Origin of the sequence: Kocuria sabuli, assembly GCF_040981185.1 — a bacterium.
GTDB lineage: Bacteria > Actinomycetota > Actinomycetes > Actinomycetales > Micrococcaceae > Kocuria > Kocuria sabuli.
The window spans coordinates 262,280-280,308 of the sequence record NZ_JAVHZE010000001.1 but is presented as its reverse complement, the minus strand read 5'-3'; the positions used below and the strand labels follow the sequence as shown (position 1 = coordinate 280,308).

The 18,029-nt window shown below is 73.5% G+C and carries 18 protein-coding genes; 13 read left to right on the top strand and 5 right to left on the bottom strand.

The features are described from left to right. Nucleotides 1-96: 96 nt before the first annotated feature. The 5 genes from atpA to murA all read left to right on the top strand — a co-directional run bounded on the left by atpA (nucleotide 97) and on the right by murA (nucleotide 5,899). Nucleotides 97-1,722 (top strand): F0F1 ATP synthase subunit alpha, encoded by a 1,626-nt coding sequence (gene atpA / locus RE027_RS01300; RefSeq protein WP_368806423.1) that lies wholly within the window; start codon nucleotides 97-99, stop codon nucleotides 1,720-1,722. A gap of 60 nt (nucleotides 1,723-1,782) precedes the next feature. Beyond that, nucleotides 1,783-2,694, top strand: a complete 912-nt coding sequence (locus RE027_RS01295) for a F0F1 ATP synthase subunit gamma (protein ID WP_368806422.1) — start codon at nucleotides 1,783-1,785, stop codon at nucleotides 2,692-2,694. A 55-nt stretch (nucleotides 2,695-2,749) separates the two neighbouring features. Beyond that, a complete protein-coding gene (gene atpD, locus RE027_RS01290) occupies nucleotides 2,750-4,216 on the top strand; it encodes a F0F1 ATP synthase subunit beta (protein WP_368806421.1) in 1,467 nt (488 codons plus the stop codon). A gap of 2 nt (nucleotides 4,217-4,218) precedes the next feature. Beyond that, a complete protein-coding gene (locus RE027_RS01285) occupies nucleotides 4,219-4,491 on the top strand; it encodes a F0F1 ATP synthase subunit epsilon (RefSeq protein ID WP_368806420.1) in 273 nt (90 codons plus the stop codon). Nucleotides 4,492-4,621: 130 nt separating this feature from the next. Then, complete coding sequence (gene murA / locus RE027_RS01280) at nucleotides 4,622-5,899, top strand: UDP-N-acetylglucosamine 1-carboxyvinyltransferase (protein ID WP_368806419.1); 1,278 nt, start codon at nucleotides 4,622-4,624, stop codon at nucleotides 5,897-5,899. Between the two features lie 80 nt (nucleotides 5,900-5,979). Here the strand turns inward: murA and RE027_RS01275 are convergent, their stop codons facing one another. Together RE027_RS01275 and nucS are read right to left on the bottom strand one after the other, a co-directional pair. Next, nucleotides 5,980-6,183 (bottom strand): cold-shock protein, encoded by a 204-nt coding sequence (locus tag RE027_RS01275; RefSeq protein ID WP_368806418.1) that lies wholly within the window; start codon nucleotides 6,181-6,183, stop codon nucleotides 5,980-5,982. A 289-nt stretch (nucleotides 6,184-6,472) separates the two neighbouring features. Next, on the bottom strand, nucleotides 6,473-7,168 hold the full coding sequence (gene nucS, locus RE027_RS01270; protein ID WP_368806417.1) for an endonuclease NucS: 696 nt from the start codon (nucleotides 7,166-7,168) through the stop codon (nucleotides 6,473-6,475). Nucleotides 7,169-7,231: 63 nt separating this feature from the next. Between nucS and RE027_RS01265 the strand changes: the two genes are divergently transcribed. Then, nucleotides 7,232-7,576 carry an Rv1322 family protein gene (locus RE027_RS01265; protein ID WP_368806416.1) on the top strand — a complete coding sequence of 115 codons (345 nt, stop codon included), beginning with the start codon at nucleotides 7,232-7,234 and terminating at the stop codon, nucleotides 7,574-7,576. A gap of 30 nt (nucleotides 7,577-7,606) precedes the next feature. Here the strand turns inward: RE027_RS01265 and RE027_RS01260 are convergent, their stop codons facing one another. Next, nucleotides 7,607-8,845, bottom strand: a complete 1,239-nt coding sequence (locus RE027_RS01260) for an AI-2E family transporter (RefSeq protein WP_368806415.1) — start codon at nucleotides 8,843-8,845, stop codon at nucleotides 7,607-7,609. A 229-nt stretch (nucleotides 8,846-9,074) separates the two neighbouring features. On the opposite strand from RE027_RS01260, the gene RE027_RS01255 reads away from it, so the two are divergent. The 5 genes from RE027_RS01255 (at nucleotide 9,075) to RE027_RS01235 (ending at nucleotide 14,944) form a co-directional block, all read left to right on the top strand. Further along, nucleotides 9,075-10,022 (top strand): tetratricopeptide repeat protein, encoded by a 948-nt coding sequence (locus RE027_RS01255; protein ID WP_368806414.1) that lies wholly within the window; start codon nucleotides 9,075-9,077, stop codon nucleotides 10,020-10,022. Nucleotides 10,023-10,155: 133 nt separating this feature from the next. After that, the gene (locus tag RE027_RS01250; protein WP_368806413.1) at nucleotides 10,156-11,004 is read left to right on the top strand and encodes an ABC transporter ATP-binding protein; all 849 of its coding nucleotides are present in this window, start codon (nucleotides 10,156-10,158) and stop codon (nucleotides 11,002-11,004) included. After that, nucleotides 10,986-12,638 carry a hypothetical protein gene (locus tag RE027_RS01245; RefSeq protein WP_368806412.1) on the top strand — a complete coding sequence of 551 codons (1,653 nt, stop codon included), beginning with the start codon at nucleotides 10,986-10,988 and terminating at the stop codon, nucleotides 12,636-12,638. Before RE027_RS01250 ends, RE027_RS01245 begins: the two co-directional genes overlap by 19 nt. Before the next feature lie 50 nt (nucleotides 12,639-12,688). Further along, entirely contained in the window at nucleotides 12,689-13,027 is a 339-nt protein-coding gene (locus RE027_RS01240) for a DUF3039 domain-containing protein (RefSeq protein ID WP_368806411.1), read from the top strand. Between the two features lie 123 nt (nucleotides 13,028-13,150). Beyond that, complete coding sequence (locus RE027_RS01235) at nucleotides 13,151-14,944, top strand: DEAD/DEAH box helicase (RefSeq protein ID WP_368806410.1); 1,794 nt, start codon at nucleotides 13,151-13,153, stop codon at nucleotides 14,942-14,944. A 62-nt stretch (nucleotides 14,945-15,006) separates the two neighbouring features. Here the strand turns inward: RE027_RS01235 and RE027_RS01230 are convergent, their stop codons facing one another. Further along, nucleotides 15,007-15,618 carry an isochorismatase family protein gene (locus tag RE027_RS01230; protein WP_368806409.1) on the bottom strand — a complete coding sequence of 204 codons (612 nt, stop codon included), beginning with the start codon at nucleotides 15,616-15,618 and terminating at the stop codon, nucleotides 15,007-15,009. 77 nt (nucleotides 15,619-15,695) lie between these two features. Further along, the gene (locus RE027_RS01225; RefSeq protein ID WP_438612400.1) at nucleotides 15,696-17,045 is read right to left on the bottom strand and encodes a nicotinate phosphoribosyltransferase; all 1,350 of its coding nucleotides are present in this window, start codon (nucleotides 17,043-17,045) and stop codon (nucleotides 15,696-15,698) included. A 55-nt stretch (nucleotides 17,046-17,100) separates the two neighbouring features. Between RE027_RS01225 and clpS the strand changes: the two genes are divergently transcribed. Together clpS and RE027_RS01215 are read left to right on the top strand one after the other, a co-directional pair. Next, complete coding sequence (clpS, locus tag RE027_RS01220) at nucleotides 17,101-17,439, top strand: ATP-dependent Clp protease adapter ClpS (protein WP_368806407.1); 339 nt, start codon at nucleotides 17,101-17,103, stop codon at nucleotides 17,437-17,439. Then, nucleotides 17,439-17,999: a DUF2017 domain-containing protein gene (locus tag RE027_RS01215; protein ID WP_368806406.1), complete on the top strand. Its 561-nt coding sequence runs from the start codon at nucleotides 17,439-17,441 to the stop codon at nucleotides 17,997-17,999. Before clpS ends, RE027_RS01215 begins: the two co-directional genes overlap by 1 nt. Nucleotides 18,000-18,029: the final 30 nt, after the last annotated feature.

Here is an 18,029-nt window from a genome sequence, read left to right as displayed (position 1 = left end):
CACCGGCCGGTGGACCGGCCCAGTCTTCCGCCACGACAATGGACTCACGGTCACCGCCGACGCAGTGATCACGAACTAGGAGAGCAGGGACAGGACATGTCCGAAGTCACCATCAATGCCGACGACGTCCGTAGCGCGCTGAGCGAATTCGCCGCGTCCTACGAGCCCGGCACCGCAGAACGAACCGAGGTCGGCCGCGTCAGCAGCGCCTCCGACGGCATCGCGCGCGTCGAGGGCCTGCCCTCGGTCATGGCCAACGAGCTGCTGCGCTTCCAGGACGGCACGCTCGGTCTCGCCCAGAACCTCGACACCCGCGACATCGGCGTCGTGATCCTCGGCGACTTCCGCGGCATCGAGGAGGGCCAGGAGGTCCAGCGCACCGGAGAGGTCCTCTCCGTGCCCGTGGGCGACGCCTTCCTGGGCCGCGTGGTCGACCCGCTGGGCATGCCGCTCGACGACCTCGGCCCCATCGAGTCCGAGGGCCGCCGCGCCCTGGAGCTCCAGGCCCCCGGCGTGACCATGCGCAAGTCGGTGCACGAGCCGCTGCAGACCGGCATCAAGGCCATCGACGCCATGATCCCGATCGGCCGTGGCCAGCGCCAGCTGCTCATCGGCGACCGCCAGACCGGCAAGACGGCGATCGCCGTCGACGCCATCCTCAACCAGCGCGCGAACTGGGAGTCCGGGGACGTCAACAAGCAGGTGCGCTGCATCTACGTGGCGGTCGGGCAGAAGGCCTCGACCATCGCGGGCGTGCGCCAGACCCTCGAGGACAACGGCGCGCTGGAGTACACCACCATCGTCGCCGCCCCCGCATCCGACGCCGCGGGCATCAAGTACCTCGCCCCCTACGCCGGCTCGGCCATCGGCCAGCACTGGATGTACGGCGGCAAGCACGTCCTCATCGTCTTCGACGACCTGTCCAAGCAGGCCGAGGCGTACCGCGCGGTCTCGCTGCTGCTGCGCCGCCCGCCGGGGCGTGAGGCCTACCCGGGCGACGTCTTCTACCTGCACTCCCGCCTCCTCGAGCGCTGCGCCAAGCTCTCGGACGAGCTGGGCGCCGGGTCGATGACCGGTCTGCCGATGATCGAGACGAAGGCCAACGACGTTTCGGCGTTCATCCCGACCAACGTCATCTCGATCACCGACGGCCAGATCTTCCTGCAGTCGGACCTGTTCAACGCCAACCAGCGTCCCGCCGTGGACGTGGGCATCTCGGTGTCCCGCGTGGGCGGTGCCGCGCAGGTCAAGGCCATGAAGAAGGTCTCCGGCACGCTGAAGCTCGAGCTCGCCTCCTACCGCTCGATGCAGGCCTTCGCGATGTTCGCCTCGGACCTCGACCCGGCGTCGCGCCAGCAGCTGACCCGCGGCGCGCGCCTGATGGAGCTGCTGAAGCAGAAGCAGTACACCCCGTACCCCGTGGAGGACCAGGTCGTGTCGATCTGGGCCGGCACCAACGGCCACCTGGACGAGGTCGAGGTCGCCGACGTGCTCGACTTCGAGCAGGCGCTGCTGGACCACGTCCGCCGGACCACCAACGTGATGGACTCCATCGTGGGCACCGGAAAGCTCGAGGACGACGCGGTCGCCGCCCTCGAGACCGCCGTGGCCGAGGTCAAGCGGGACTTCCGGGGCACCAAGCACGGCATCGAGCCGGGGCACGAGGAGCACGAAGCCATCGACGCCTCCGCGGTCGACCAGGAACGGATCGTCAGGAAGTAACCGGTCGGTCCGGTGCGCCGCCGCGGCGGCGCACCGGACACGGTGACGAAAGGAAGTCACATGGGAGCGCAGATTCGGGTCTACCGGAACAAGATCGCGTCGACCAAGTCCATGAAGAAGATCTTCAAGGCCATGGAGATGATCGCGACCTCGCGCATCAACAAGTCCCGACAGGGTCTGCTGGCGGCGCGTCCGTACGCGAACGCGCTGACCCGGGCGGTCTCACAGGTCGCCACCCAGCACAACGTCTCCCATGTCCTCACCACGCGGGCCGACGAGGTGCGCCGGGCGGCCGTGGTGATCATGACCTCGGACCGCGGTCTGGCCGGGTCCTACTCGTCCAACGTGCTCAAGGAGGCCGAGGGCCTCCTCGAGCTGCTGCACGGGCAGGGCACGGAGACCAAGGTCTACCTGATCGGCCGCAAGGGCCAGGCGTACTTCGACTTCCGCAGCCGCCCGTACGAGCGCAACTGGACGGGCGACACGGACAGCGCCCGCCCGGAACGGGCGCGGGAGCTGCGGGAGGTGCTGGTCGGGGACCTGGAGACCCCGTACGAGGACGGCGGCGTGGACGAGATCCACCTGGTCTACACGTCCTTCCAGTCGATGGTCGTCCAGGAGCCCCGCGTGCTGCGCCTGCTGCCGCTGGAGGTCGTGGACGCCAACGCGCTGACCGACGAGGTGGCCCAGGAGTTCGAGGAGCTGGAGGAGCCGGACAGCACCTTCGAGTTCGAGCCGGGCCCGGAGGAGTTCCTCGACGCGGTACTGCCGCGCTACATCGACGCCCGCCTGTACGCCAGCCTCTCGCACGCTGCCACGAGCGAGCTCGCGGCGCGGCAGAAGGCCATGAAGGCGGCCGGCGACAACGCCGACGAGCTGATCAAGAAGTACACGCGCCTGATGAACAACGCCCGCCAGGCGGAGATCACCACCGAGCTCACCGAGATCGTGAGCGGCGCCGAGGCCCTGTGACGGGCCGGCCCGGCGATCCAGCAACTGACCACCACGAAAAAGTGAAGTGAGAGAAATGACTGCCACCATCAGCGAACAGTCCGGTCAGCCGGTCTCGGGCGGCGCCACGGGCCGCATCGCCCGGGTCATCGGGCCGGTCGTCGACGTCGAGTTCCCGGAGCACGCCGTTCCCGGCATCTACAACGCCCTGACGGCCCAGTACGAGCTCAACGGCGAGCCGCGGACGATCACGTTCGAGACCGCCCAGCACCTGGGCGACAACATGGTCCGCGCGATCGCGCTGCAGCAGACCGACGGCCTGGTCCGCGGCACCGAGGTCAAGGACTCCGGCGGACCGATCTCCGTGCCGGTGGGCGACGTCGTCAAGGGGCACATCTTCAACGTGCTCGGCGACGCCCTCGACGTCGAGACCTCCTCCCTGGAGATCACCGAGCGCTGGCCGATCCACCGCAAGGCCCCGTCCTTCGCGGAGCTCGAGGGCTCCACGGAGATGATGGAGACCGGCATCAAGTCGATCGACCTGCTCACCCCCTACATCAAGGGCGGCAAGATCGGCCTGTTCGGCGGCGCCGGCGTGGGCAAGACCGTGCTCATCCAGGAGATGATCACGCGTGTGGCCCGCAACTTCGGCGGCACCTCGGTCTTCGCCGGCGTGGGCGAGCGCACCCGTGAGGGCAACGACCTCTGGGTCGAGATGGAGGAGGCGGGCGTCCTCAAGGACACCGCCCTCGTGTTCGGCCAGATGGACGAGCCGCCGGGAACGCGTCTGCGGGTGGCCCTGACCGGTCTGACCATGGCGGAGTACTTCCGCGACGTGCAGAACCAGGACGTCCTGCTGTTCGTGGACAACATCTTCCGCTTCACCCAGGCGGGCTCCGAGGTGTCGACCCTGCTGGGCCGCATCCCCTCGGCCGTGGGCTACCAGCCCACGCTGGCGGACGAGATGGGCGTGCTCCAGGAGCGCATCACGTCGACCCGCGGCCACTCGATCACCTCGATGCAGGCGATCTACGTGCCCGCCGACGACTACACCGACCCGGCCCCGGCCACGACGTTCGCCCACCTGGACGCGACCACGGAGCTCTCCCGCGACATCGCGTCCCGTGGCCTCTACCCGGCGATCGACCCGCTGACCTCGACCTCCCGCATCCTCGACCCGCAGATCGTGGGCCAGGAGCACTACGACGTCGCGATCCGCGTCCGGTCGATCCTGCAGGAGAACAAGGAGCTGCAGGACATCATCGCGATCCTCGGCGTCGAGGAGCTCTCCGAGGAGCAGAAGGTCGTCGTCTCGCGCGCCCGCCGGATCGAGCAGTTCCTCTCCCAGAACACCTACACCGCCAAGCAGTTCACCGGTGTCGAGGGCTCCACGGTCCCGCTGGCCGAGACCATCGAGGCGTTCGGGAAGATCACCGAGGGCGAGTTCGACCACGTCCCGGAGCAGGCGTTCTACAACGTCGGCGGCCTGGACGACGTCATGCAGAAGTGGGACGAGATCAAGACCCGGACCGGCGGCAAGTAGCCATGGCCGAGATGATCGTCGAAATCGTCTCCCTCGAGCAGGCCGTGTGGACCGGTACGGCCCGGATGGTGCGGGTCCGCACCTCCGAGGGCGACATCGGTATCCTGCCCGGGCACGAGGCCGTGGCCGGCCTGCTCCGGCCGGGCGGCTTCGCACTGGACCCGCTGGACGGCTCGCGGCTCGAGGGCACGATCGACTCCGGGTTCGTGTTCGTCGACAACGACCGGGTCACGATCGTGGCGGACAACGTGGAGCTCGCGAGCGCCGCCGCCTGACCCGGACCGACCGCGCGGGGCCCGTCCCCGCGCACCACGCACAGCCGCGGCCTCCGCACCACCGGTGCGGAGGCCGCGGCCGTACCCGGGGCCCGACGCGGTGCCCGGCCGAGACCGCTCAGGAGAGTGGATGGAAGAGAAGATCGTCGTGCACGGGCCCACCGCGGTCGAGGGCACGCTGCGCGTCTCCGGGGCGAAGAACAGCGTGCTCAAGCTGATGGCCGCGGCGCTGCTGGCCGAGGGCGAGTCCACGATCACGAACGTGCCGGAGATCCAGGACGTGACCATCATGGCGGAGCTGCTGCGCCGCCTGGGCTGCGCGGTGGCCTACGACCGGGTGGAGCAGACCGTGCGGATCGACGTCCCCGCGGTGCTGCACCACCAGGCGGACTACGACCTGGTCCGGGCCATGCGCGCGTCGATCTCCGTGCTGGGCCCGCTGGTCGCCCGCTGCCACGTCGCCGAGGTGGCCCTGCCCGGCGGGGACGCCATCGGCTCCCGCGGCCTGGACATGCACCGTGCGGGCCTCGAGGCGATGGGGGCGGTGCTGCAGATCGAGCGCGGCTACCTGGTGGCCTCCGTGCCGCAGGCCCTGCGCGGGACGCACTTCCGCCTGGACTACCCGTCCGTGGGGGCCACGGAGAACCTCATGATGGCCGCGACCCTGGCCGAGGGCACCACCGTGGTCGAGAACGCGGCGCGCGAGCCGGAGATCGTGGACATCGGCCGGATGCTGCAGGGGATGGGCGCCCGGATCGAGGGGCTGGGCACGAGCACCGTCACGGTGGTCGGCGTGGCGTCCCTGCACCCGGTGGAGCACCGGACGGTGCCGGACCGGATCGTGGCCGGCACGTGGGCCTTCGCCGCCGCCGTGACCGGGGGGACCGTGCGGATCGAGGGCGCGGAACCGGCCCACCTGGCGGTGGTGCTCGACAAGCTGCGCGCGGCCGGGTGCCGCGTGGACACCGACGACGGCCGCTTCGTGGTGGCCGGACCGGCGCGCCCCCGTGCCATTAACGTCTCCACCCTGCCCTACCCGGGCTTCCCGACCGACCTGCAGCCGTTCGTGGTGGCGCTCAACGCCGTCGCCGAGGGCTCGGGCATGGTCACCGAGAACGTCTTCGAAGCCCGCTGGGGCTTCACGGCGGAGCTCGAGCGGCTGGGGGCCAGCGTGCGGCTCGACGGCCACCACGCCCTCGTCGCCGGGACGCCCGTGCTCTCCGGGGCGCCGGTGGAGGCGAGGGACATCCGGGCGGGCGCGGCCCTGGTGATCGCGGGGATGGCGGCGGCGGGCACCACCGACGTGCACGGCGTGGAGCACGTCGACCGCGGCTACGAGCACTTCGTGGAGCAGCTGGCGGCGGCCGGCGCCGCCGTCGAGCGCCACCTCGTGGGCTCCCCGTACTGAGGGCGGGTACCCGAGCACGGAGGAGCCCCGCACCCGGGACGGGTGCGGGGCTCTCGCTCAACCGATGCGCCGGAGGCGGATCAGATGGGCGTGACGCCGGTGGCCTGCGGACCCTTCTGGCCCTGGCCGATCTCGAACTCGACGCGCTGGTTCTCCTCGAGGGTGCGGAAGCCGCCCGACTGGATCTCCGAGTAGTGGACGAACACGTCCGAGTCGGAGTCGTCGGGGGTGATGAAGCCGAAGCCCTTTTCGGCGTTGAACCACTTGACGGTGCCCTGGGCCATGAAATCTCTCCTTGCGAGATGGTGCGAAACGTGTGCACAGGTCGTGCACGGGAGGGCGGTAGGACGAGATGAGCCGCGGGCCGCAACCCCTCCCCACACGGGGCGGAGGTCGTGGTCCAGGTCGAACATCACGCTCGCTTACCCGTTCTGCGAGCATGCAAAACATGGAACGAAGAACATGTTCAGCTTCACACATCCCCCGGGGCCGGTCAACGTTGTTCGCCTGCTGATCATCGGGCCGCACGAAGTGTTCGCTCAGCGCGTGACCCCGCGGCGGGGGCCGCCGGGCTCAGAACAGCCGGGCGTCGATGTCGTCGACCCCGCGCATCCCGTCGTAGTCGAGGGTCAGGCAGGCGATGCCGCGGTCCTCGGCGAGCACCCGGGCCTGCGGCCTGATCTGCTGCGCGGCGTACACCCCGCGCACGGGCGCCAGCAGCGGGTCGCGGTTGAGCAGCTCCAGGTAGCGGGTGAGCTGCTCGACGCCGTCGATGTCCCCGCGGCGCTTGAGCTCCACGGCCACGGTCGCGCCCCCGGCGTCGCGGGCGAGGATGTCCACCGGACCGATCGCCGTGGGGTACTCCCGCCGCACGAGGGTGTGCCCGGCGCCCAGCAGGTGGATCTGCTCGGCGAGCAGGCGCTGCAGATCCGCCTCGACCCCGTCCTTCACCAGGCCGGGGTCCACCCCGAGCTCGTGGGAGACGTCCTCGTGGATCTCGAAGACCTGGATGACCAGCCGGTCGTCGCTCTTGGCGGCCTGCACCGTCCACGTCTGCACCACCCCCTCGGCGGCGAGCTCGGCGTCCGGCTCACCCACGTGCAGGCGTGCCGGCGGGCTCATCCAGTTCAGGGGCTTGTAGCTGCCCCCGTCCGAGTGCACGAGCACGGAGCCGTCGGCCTTCACGAGCAGCAGACGGCAGGCCGCGGGCAGGTGGGCGCGCAGACGCCCTTCGTAGTCGACGGAGCAATCGGCAATGACGAGACGCACGGGGTCCAGCCTAACGAACGCCCCGGCCCTCCGGCGCCGGGGCCCGTGTGAGAGGATGTCGCCGTGCCACGCTCCAACCACTCCTCGCGCGGCCGCCGGTCCGGCGGCCCGGCCGCCGGTGCGCGCGCCAGCAAGTGGCAGCGCGGGGCGGGGCGGGAGGCGTGGTCCGTGGAGCGGGTCCTGGAGCCGGCGCCCACGGTGGAGCGCGCCCCCGACGGGGACTGGATGGTCCGGCACGTGCGCCCGGCCAACGCCGTCAAGACATACTCCTGCCCCGGCTGCGGACGCGCGATCCCGCCGGGGACCCCCCACCTCGTCGTGTGGCAGCAGGACTCCCTGCTGGGCTCGCGCAGCGCCTTCGAGGACCGCCGGCACTGGCACGAGCGCTGCTGGCGCACCCGCCGCTGAGCGCCGCCCCGTCGTGGCCGCACCGGCGGCTCAGCGCCGGTCCTGCCGGGGGACGAACACCTCGCGCACCAGGATCAGTCCCGCCGCGGCCGTGGGGATCGCGATCAGCGCCCCCAGCACCCCCCACAGCGCCCCGCCGGCGGCCACGGAGATCACGGCGATGGCGCCGGGCACGGCCACCGCCCGGCGCATGATCCGCGGGGAGACGAAGTAGGCCTCGACCTGCAGATAGGCGAAGTAGCCGATCGCGTAGGGCACGGCCGTCCCCCAGCCCGCGGTCAGCGCCACGAGCGAGACCAGGATCCCCGCCAGCACCCCGCCCACGAGGGGGACGAACGCGAGCAGCGCCACGACCAGGGACAGCAGCGCCGCGAACGGCACCCCGGTGAGCAGCATCAGCGTCAGCGCCACCGCGGCGTTGAGCAGGGCCACGCACGCCTGGCCCACCACGTAGTTGCCGACCCCGCGGACCATCCGGTCGCCCAGCTCCTGGACCCGGGCGCGGCGGGAGGCCGGGGCCAGCCGGTAGGCCCACTGCGTCATCACCGGCAGCGAGAACAGGAAGTAGAGGGTGAGGGCGAGCACGATCAGGGTCCCCGCCACCGCGTGGATCACCACCGTGCCCAGGCCCAGCACCCCGCCGAAGACCCCGCCCAGGAGGTCGCCGTCGGCGCCGACCCTCCCGCCCAGGACCTGGAGCCACTGCTCGGTGGAGCCGCGCACCCCGAAGCGCTCGTCCAGCTCGGCGAAGGTCCGCGAGCCGAGGACGTCGTCGACGAGCCCGGGCATCCGCGCCGCCAGCTGGGCGGCCTCGGCCACGATCCGGGGGACCACGAAGCCGATCAGCGCGGCCAGCGCACCGGCCAGGCCCAGCACCACGAGCGCCACGGCCCCCGGGCGTGGGAGCGAGCGGGCCTCGAGCCACCGCACGAGGGGCTCGAGGCCGAGGGCGAGGAACGTGGCCGTGACGACCCAGCCGACCAGGGGCCCGACGTTCGCGAGCACCCACCAGCCGAGCAGCGCCAGACCCACTCCCACGGCGAGCAGGAAGCCGGTCTGCACGGGCCGGGCGAGCCCCGGCGGCGGACCCGGCGGCCGGACCGGGCGCTCGCCGCGCTCGGGCGGCACCTCGAAGCGGCGGCGCGGGCGCGCCCCGGGCAGCGGCCGCAGGAACCGGTCGACGGCCTCGACGCGGCGCGCGCGTGCCGGGGAGCGCCTCCGCCGGGGCGGTTCGGCCCCCGGCGCGGGCCCGGGCTCGGATGGCGTCATGGCTGCTCCAGGTGCGGTCTGCGGGCGCGCCGCGGGCCCGCCTCCGCCGTCGCGTCCGGCCGGGCCGCAGTCACGCCGGAAGCGTACACCGGCCCGCGCCGGTGGCCGAGCCGCGGCCCGCCGTCGATAATCGGGGGTAGACCCGCGGCGTCCGCCGCACCGCCACCGACCCGGATCCCCGGCCCCTCGCGGCCGGCCGGGTCCACCGCCGAGTCACCAGGAGACGCTTGTGAACGAGTTCCAGCACCAGCAGCCGCGCAGCACCACGGAGCCCGCCCCGCAGCCCGAGCCCGCGCTGCCGGCCTCCGTGCGGGGAGCCGTGGACCTGGGCGCGGGCGCCCCGGCCACCGCGCCCGCCGACGCGCCCGGCACGGGCGGGTACCGCCGCGAGGTGGGCACCGCGGACTTCCAGGACGTCGCCCAGCTCTCCACCCAGGTCCCGGTCGTCTTCGCGCTGTGGGCCCGCTTCAGCGAGCAGTCGGTCGCGTTCGCGGACACCCTGGAGCAGGTCGTCGACCGCTACCGCGGGCGGATCCTGCTGGCCTCCGTGGACGCCGAGGCCTCCCCGGAGATCGCGCAGATGTTCCAGGCGCAGTCCGTGCCGACGGTCGTGGCGCTGCTGGGCGGGCGGCCCGTGCCGCTGTTCAACTCCACCGTCCCGGCCGAGCAGGTGGCCCAGTTCCTGGACGAGCTGCTGGGCCTCGCCGAGCAGAACGGGATCTCCGGGACCGTGGACCCGGTGCGCGCCGACGAGCCCGAGCCGCTGCCCCCGCTGCACCAGGAGGCGGCGGACGCCCTCGAGGCCGGGGACCTGGACGCCGCCGAGGCCGCGTACCGCCGGGCGATCGCCGAGAACCCCGGGGACCGGGAGGCCAAGCTCGCCCTCGCCCAGGTCCACCTCCTGCAGCGCGTGCTGCCGCTGGACGCGGCCACGGTCCGCGCCGAGGCCGCCGCCGCCCCGGACGACGTCGCGGCGCAGCTGACGGTCGCGGACCTCGACGTCTCGGGCGGCCACGTCGAGGACGCCTTCCGGCGGCTGCTGGACCTCGTGCGCCGCACGGCGGGGGAGGACCGCGACACCGTGCGCCGGCGCCTGCTCGAGCTCTTCGACGTCGTGGGCGCCGAGGACCCCCGGGTGGTCACCGCGCGGGGCGCCCTGATGCGCGCCCTCTTCTGAGCCCGCGTCCCGGCCCGGCCTCGCGGGCCCGCGCCCCGGCTCCGCCGTCCGGCGGAGCCCGTCCCGGGCCGGGGGCACCGGGGTCCGCCGCGCGCCGGAGGCGTCCCGTGAGCCGCCTGCCTACGCTGGAGGCATGAGCCACCAGCCGCCCCTGCACGACGCCCCGGCCCCGTCCCCGGCGCCGGACCGCTCCGCCCCGCCCGGCGGGCACCCCGCGCTGAGCGTGCGCGGGCTCGTCCGGGTCTTCGGCCGGCCCGGCACCCCGGAGGCCAAGGTCGCCGTCGACCGTGTCGACCTGGACGTCCCCCGCGGGTCCTTCTTCGGCCTCGTGGGCCGCAACGGCGCCGGCAAGACGACCATGCTCTCCATGGCCACCGGCCTGCTGCGCCCGACGGCCGGGGCCGTCCGGGTGACCGGCGTGGACGTGTGGGCCGAACCCCGCCGGGCGAAGCAGCTCATGGGCGTGCTGCCCGACGGCGTGCACCTGTTCGACCGGCTCACGGGCCGACAGCTCGTCACCTACTCCGGCCTGCTGCGCGGGATGGACCGCGAGGTCGTCGCCGCGCGCACCGAGGACCTCCTGCAGGCCATGGACCTGCTCGGCGACGCCGGGACCCAGGTCCAGGACTACTCCGCCGGCATGACGAAGAAGATCGCCCTCGCCGGCGCCCTCGTCCACGCCCCCAGCCTGCTCGTGCTCGACGAGCCGTTCGAGTCGGTGGACCCCGTCTCGGCCGCCAACATCCGCCAGATCCTGCACGGCTTCGTGGCCGCCGGGGGGACCGTCGTCGTCTCCAGCCACGTCATGGACCTGGTGCAGCGGATGTGCGACCACGTGGCGGTCATGGACCGGGGCCGCGTGCTCGCCGCCGGCACGGTCGACGAGGTGCGGGCCGGGGCCCCGCTCGAGGACCGCTTCGTGGAGCTGGTCGGCGGGCGCCGGGAGACGGGGGAGGGGCTCTCGTGGCTGCGCCCGGAGTGAGCCCGGGGCTCGCGCCCGACCCGCAGGGCGCGCCCCCCGGCCGGGCGGGCACGGCGGCCCTGGCCCGCCGCCTCGTGACCCTCAAGGCGAGGATCCTGCTCAACACCCTCACCCGCAGCACCTGGGTGCTCGTGGGCACCGTCCTGGGCGCCGCGTACTTCTTCTTCCTCCTGGTCTCGTCGCTCGTGGGGCTGTTCCTGCTCGGGGAGCAGGACCTCAGCCTCGTGCGGACCGTGCTGGTCCTCGCCGGCTCGGCGGCCACCCTGGCCTGGTGGCTGGTGCCCGTGCTCGCCTCCCGCGCCGACGCGACCCTGGACCCGGCCCGGCTGGCCCTCTTCCCGCTGACGGTCGGCCAGGTCCAGTGGGGGCAGCTCCTCGGCGCGCTCGTCGGCGTCCCCGGGGCCCTGACGGCGCTCGCGCTGGCCGGGTCGGTGCTCTCGTGGCGGTCCTCGGGGGCGGCCGTCCTCGCGGCCCTCGTCTGCCTGCCCCTCGCGCTCGCGCTGCTGTTCACCGGCTCCCGCTGCGTCACGGCGCTCGCGATCGGGCTCAGCCGCCGGCGCCGGCTCACGGAGCTGCTGTCGGTGCTCGCGATCGTGGGCCTGGTGCTCCTCGGCCCCCTGTTCGCGGGGCTCGTGAGCGGGCTGGAGCTCGTGTGGGAACGGCTCCCGGACTACGCCGGGGTGCTGGCCTGGACACCGCTGGGCGCCGTCTGGGCCGTCCCCGCGGACGTCGCGGCCGGGCAGTGGGCCCAGGCCGCCGCCCGGCTCGCCGGAACGGCGCTGACCGTGCTCGCCCTCGTGCTCGCCTGGCGCGTCGCCCAGCAGCGGGCCCTCACCAGCACCGCCGGCGAGCGCGGCGCGGCCTCCAGCGAGAGCTCCGACGCCGGGCTGTTCGACCGGCTGCCGCCGCGCCCCTGGGCCGCCGTCGCGGCCCGGTGCCTGATCTACTGGTTCAGGGACCCGCGCTACTCGGCGGGGCTGCTCGTCATCCCCGCGCTCGCCGTGCTGCTGTGGCTGGTCCGCGACCCCGGCGGGCCCAACGTGCTGTTCCACGCCCTGGGCCCCATGGTCGCGGCGCTGCTCGCCTACACGATCTCCGCGGACGTGTCCTCGGACAACACCGCCGTCCACCTGCACCTGCTCACGGGCGTGCGGGGCGTGCACGACCGCGCGGGGCGGGTGCTCGCGCTGCTCGTGGTCGCGGTGCCGCTGTCGGCCGCCGGGCTGCTGCTGCCGCTGGCGATGGAGGGCCACTGGCGCCTGCTGCCGGGCCTGCTCGGGACCACGGTGCTCGCGCTCCTGGGCGGCTGCGGCCTGGCCTCGGTGATGTCCGCGCGCTACACCTACCCGGTGGCACCGCCGGGGGCCTCCCCGCTCAAGACCCCGGAGGGCTTCACGGTGCTCAACGTGCTCGTGCAGTTCGTGGCCCTCGGCCTCATGCTCGTCCTCACGCTGCCCGCGGCGGTGCCCCTGGTCGTGCACGCGGCCGGGGGGAGCGCCCTGTGGGGGTGGGGGGCGCTGGTCGCCGGGGTGCTGCTGGGCCCGCTCCTGTGCTGGCTCGGGGTCGTCGTGGGCGGGCGCTGGTACGACCGGCGGGCGCCCGAGCTGCTCCAGGAGGTCGCCCGGTTCCGCTGAGCCGGCCCCGGACGCGCGCCCGGCGACGGCGACGGGGTAAAGTGGCGCCCATGCACTCCTTCCCAGCCTCGACCACCGGCACCCCGAGCAACGGGCTGGACGACAGCCCCTACGGCACCGATCCGGCGCAGCCGGCGGGCGGCACCACCACCATCGAGCGCGAGGAGACCCGGGAGCTCCACGAGCCCGGCGACCACGAGCGCTTCGCGCACTACGTGCGCAAGGAGAAGATCATGGAGTCCGCCCTCTCCGGCGAGCCCGTGATCGCGCTGTGCGGCAAGGTCTGGGTGCCGGGGCGGGACCCGCAGCGGTTCCCCGTGTGCCCCACCTGCAAGGAGATCTACGAGGGCCTGCGCCCGAGCAACGACCGCGGCGACGACCAGGGCTGAGCACGGACCCTCCGCCGAAGCGCCCGCCGCCGGCGGGCGCTTTTGCGTGGCCCGCCGCCGCGCCCCCCGTCATCCGCCGCGGCCGCCAGGCAGCGGCACCACGAGCGAAAGGACGTCGTCACCGTGTCCCAGGACGACCAGCTGTCCTTGTTCGGCGCCGCCGCCGACCTCCCCCCGGCCTATCCCGACCGCGCCGCGTGGGGCACCGCCCCCAAGCTGCGCGCGTGGCAGGCGGAGGCGCTGCGGCGCTACTTCGAGACCCAGCCCCAGGACTTCATGGCCGTGGCGACTCCCGGCGCGGGCAAGACGACCTTCGCGCTGCGGGTGGCCAAGGAGCTCTTCGACCGCGGCACCGTCAACCGCATCACGGTGGTGACCCCCACCGACCACCTCAAGCGGCAGTGGGCGGACGCCGCCGCCCGCGTGGGACTCGCGATCGACCCCAACTTCAAGAACGCGGACGGCTCCCACGGCCGCGACTACCTGGGCGCGGCCGTGACCTACTCGCAGGTGGCCATGAAGCCGCTGCTGCACCGGGCCCGGACCGAGGCGGGCCGCACGCTGGTGATCATGGACGAGATCCACCACGCCGGCGACTCCCTCACCTGGGGCGACGGACTGCAGGAGGCCTTCGACCCGGCCGTCCGCCGGGTCGCGCTGACCGGCACGCCGTTCCGCTCGGACACCGCACCGATCCCGTTCGTGCGCTACGCGGAGGACGGGGACGGCATCCGCCGCTCGACCTCCGACTACACCTACGGCTACGGCGACGCCCTGAAGGACCACGTGGTCCGGCCCGTAATCTTCCTCGCCTACTCGGGGCAGATGCGCTGGCGCACGAGCGCGGGCGAGGAGATGGCCGCCGAGCTCGGCGAGGGCTTCACCAAGGACATCACCGCCCAGGCCTGGCGCACCGCGCTGGACCCGAACGGGCAGTGGATCCCCTCGGTCCTGCAGGCCGCCGACCAGCGGCTCACGGAGGTCCGGCGCACCGTGCCGGACGCCGGGGCGCTGGTCATCGCCACGGACCACCAGGACGCCAAGGCCTACGCCGCGCAGCTGCGCCGGATCACGGGCGAGAACCCGACCGTGGTGCTCTCCGACGACAAGGGCGCCTCCGACCGGATCGACGAGTTCTCCGCGGGCGAGAGCCGCTGGATGGTCGCCGTGCGCATGGTCTCCGAGGGCGTGGACGTCCCGCGCCTCGCCGTGGGCGTCTACGCGACGTCCACGTCCACCCCGCTGTTCTTCGCCCAGGCCGTCGGCCGCTTCGTGCGCGCCCGCAAGCGCGGGGAGACCGCGTCCGTGTTCCTGCCGTCCGTGCCCGCGCTGATGCAGCTGGCCAACGAGATGGAGGCCGAGCGGGACCACGCCCTCGACAGGCCCGCCGCGGAGGAGACCGGGCTGCCCGCCGACCCGATGGAGGAGGGCTGGGACGACGACCTGCTCGAGGAGGCCAACCGGGAGGAGAAGGCGTCCGCGGCGCTCGCGCAGGGCCGCTTCGAGGCCATCGGCTCCGACGCGTCCTTCCACGGCGTGCTCTTCGACGGCGGCGCGTTCGGCGGCGGCGTGGCGGTGGGCTCCGAGGAGGAGGCCGACTTCCTGGGCATCCCGGGCCTGCTCGAGGCGGACCAGGTCTCGGCGCTGCTGCGGGAGCGGCAGTCCCAGCACGCCCGCCGGCGATCGGTGCCGGCCCCGGAGCCGGCGGCGGTGCCCGACCACCGGCGGCTCAAGGAGCTGCGCGCGACCCTGTCCAAGAACGTCTCCGCCTGGGCCTCGCGCACGGGCACCCCGCACGGCATGGTGCACAACGAGCTGCGCCGCGTGTGCGGCGGCCCCCCGGTGGCGCAGGCCAACGAGGCGCAGCTGCAGGCCCGCGTGAAGAAGCTGCAGGACTGGTTCGTCGGCCGCAAGTGACGGCCGGGCGGCCCGCACCCGGTGGGATGCGGGCCGCCGCCGTGTCCGGCGGGGGAGGCCGGTCAGGACCGGACGATCTCGACCCCGGCGTCGGCCATCTCCTGCAGGGCGCGCGCCGTGCTCTCCCCGGCGACGCCTGCGGTGAGGTCCACGAGGACCCGGGTGTCGTAGCCGGCCTCGACGGCGTCCAGGGCGGTGGCCCGCACGCAGTGGTCGGTGGCCAGGCCCACGATCTCCACGGCCTCGACCTCGTGCTCGCGCAGCCAGTCGTCGAGGCTGACGTCGGGCTCGTCGTCCACGTCCTCGTCGTCGCCCATCGGCACGTCCGCGTCCGGGGCGAGCAGGCCCTCGAAGCCGGAGTAGGCGGCATCGTGCTCGCCCTTGCGGAACCACGCCTGGATCCAGTCGGTGTCCAGGTCCGGGTGCGTGTGGGCGCCGGCGGAGTCGGCCACGCAGTGCACCGGCCAGGAGTGCACGTAGTCGGGCTCGTCGGAGAAGTGCGCCCCCGGGTCGATGTGCCAGTCCTGGGTGGCGGCCACGGCGGCGTACTCCCCGTGGTGGTTCTCGAGGTGCTCGGACACGGCGGCGGCCACCTCGGCGCCCCCGCTCACGGCGAGGGCCCCGCCCTCGCAGAAGTCGTTCTGCACGTCGACGACGATCAGTGCGGTTCTCATGGTGTTCCTCCTCGGCTCGGGTCCGGTCGGGTTGGTCGGGGCCGGACGGGGTCCGGCCGGGTCGGTGCGCCGCCGGCTCAGGCCGGGGCCTCCGGCCCGACCACGGTGGGGATGACGGGGTCGCCCTCGCTCAGCCGCCGGGCCGAGCGGGGCAGCTCGGCCACGGAGGCGGTGTGCCGCGCCCGGGCCCGGTCCACGCCAGCGGGCCCGGTCCACCCGTCGAGCAGCTCGCCGCGGTGGACGAACTCCTGGAGCAGGGGGCGGTCGTCGCCGTCATCGAGGGGGGCCCGGCCGATCCCGACCATCTCGTGGGTGGCGGTGCCGTGCTCGTCGCGGCGGCGCAGGGCGTGCTTGCGCCCGCCGACCGACACCTTGCCCGTGGCGGCCTTGGCCACGGGCTGCAGCTCGCCGGAGGAGTCCTCCCGCGCCACGAGCTTGTAGACCATCGAGGACGTGGGGGCGCCGGAGCCGGTGACCACCCGGGTGCCCACGCCGAACGCGTCGACCGGCGCGGCGTTGAGGGAGGCGATCGCGTACTCGTCCAGGTCCGAGGTGACGGTGATGCGGGTGTCCGGGTTGCCGAGCTCGTCGAGCAGGCCCCGCACCCACGCGGCCTGGGTGACGAGGTCGCCGGAGTCCAGGCGCACGCCGCCCAGCTCGGGCCCGGCGAGCTCGACGGCCTTCCGGACGGCGGTCTCGACGTCGTAGGTGTCCACGAGCAGGGTCGTGCCGCGACCCATCGACTGCAGCTGGGCGCGGAAGGCGTCCTCCTCGCTGTCGTGCAGCAGGGTGAAGGAGTGGGCGGCCGTGCCCACGGTCCGGATCCCGTAGCGGTAGCCGGCCTCGAGGTTCGACGTGGAGTCGAAGCCGCCGATCACCGCCGCGCGCGCCGCCGCGACCGCGGCCTCCTCGTGGGCCCGGCGCGAGCCCATCTCGATGCACGGACGGCCCGCCGCCGCGCCGACCATGCGCGACGCGGCCGAGGCCACCGCGCTGTCGTAGTTGAGCACGGACAGGATGTAGGTCTCGAGGACGCACGCCTCCGCGAACGACGCCTCGACCACGAGCACCGGCGAGGAGGGGAAGTAGGCCTCGCCCTCGGCGTAGCCGGAGATCGAGCCCGTGAACCGGAAGTCGGCCAGGTAGTCCAGGGTGGAGCGGTTGACCACCCCCGTCCCGGCGAGGAAGCGCAGCTGCTCGTCGTCGAAGCAGAAGTTCCCGAGGCCCTCGAGGAGGCGCCCGGTGCCCGCGACCACGCCGTAGCGGCGCCCGGCCGGCAGCCGCCGGGCGAAGACCTCGAACACGCTGCGCCGGTGCGCGGTGCCCGAGTGCAGGGCCGCCTGCAGCATGGTGAGCTCGTAGTGGTCGGTCATGAGGGAGGTGGGCGGCGGGGCCCACCGGTGGCTGCGCTGGTTCACGGGCACCACTCTAGCGACGCCGCCGGTGCGCCCGGCCCGCCGGACTCGCTACGATGGACGGACCATGCACTCCACCCTCTCCGCCGCCGTCCGCGCCGCGGCCACCGTTCACCCGGAGACCGGCACCCGGACCGCCGGGGAGACGTCGGCGTCCGCGGCGACCGAACGCCCCTGGAACGTGGTGGTCTGGGACGACCCGGTCAACCTCATGAGCTACGTGACCTACGTGTTCCGCTCCTACTTCGGCTACCCGGAGGACAAGGCCCGGGCGCTGATGCTGCAGGTCCACCAGCAGGGGCGCTCCGTCGTGGCCAGCGGCTCCCTCGAGGAGGCCGAGACCCACACGGCGGCCATGCACGGGTTCGGGCTGTGGGCCACCTTCGAGCAGGCGGGGGGCCGCTGATGGCGCAGGGGTTCCGGTCGACCCGGAAGGGCATCACCGCCCGGTTCGAGGACGCGGAGAAGGAGCTGCTGCAGAAGCTCTTCGCGGACGTGGCGCAGACCCTGGCGCCGGAGGAGCCGGTCTCGGAGGACCCGCTCGAGCGGATGCTCGGCGTGTCCGCGGACGCCTCCGCCCCGGAGGACTCCGCCCTGCGGAGGCTGCTGCCCGACGCCAGCCCCGACCCCGAGCGGGCGGCGGAGTTCCGCCGCTACACCGAGCGGGGGCTGCGGGAGGCCAAGATGGGCGCGCTCCGGCAGGCGGCCCTGGCGCTGGAGGCCCAGCCCGTGCGGCTGGACCCCGAGCAGGCGCAGGCCTTCGGCCGGGCGCTCAACGACGTCCGGCTGGTCCTGGCCGACCGGCTGGAGATCCGCAGCGAGGAGGACGCCGAGCGCGTGGGCCGCTACGACGACTGGTCCGCGATCGAGGACGTCGAGGCCTACATGTCATTGCTGTACAACTTCGTCTCGTGGCTGCAGGAGACCCTCATGGAGGCGCTGCTGCACGACCTGCCCCGGGGCTGACCGGGGACGACGCACCCGGGGGCCCGGGTG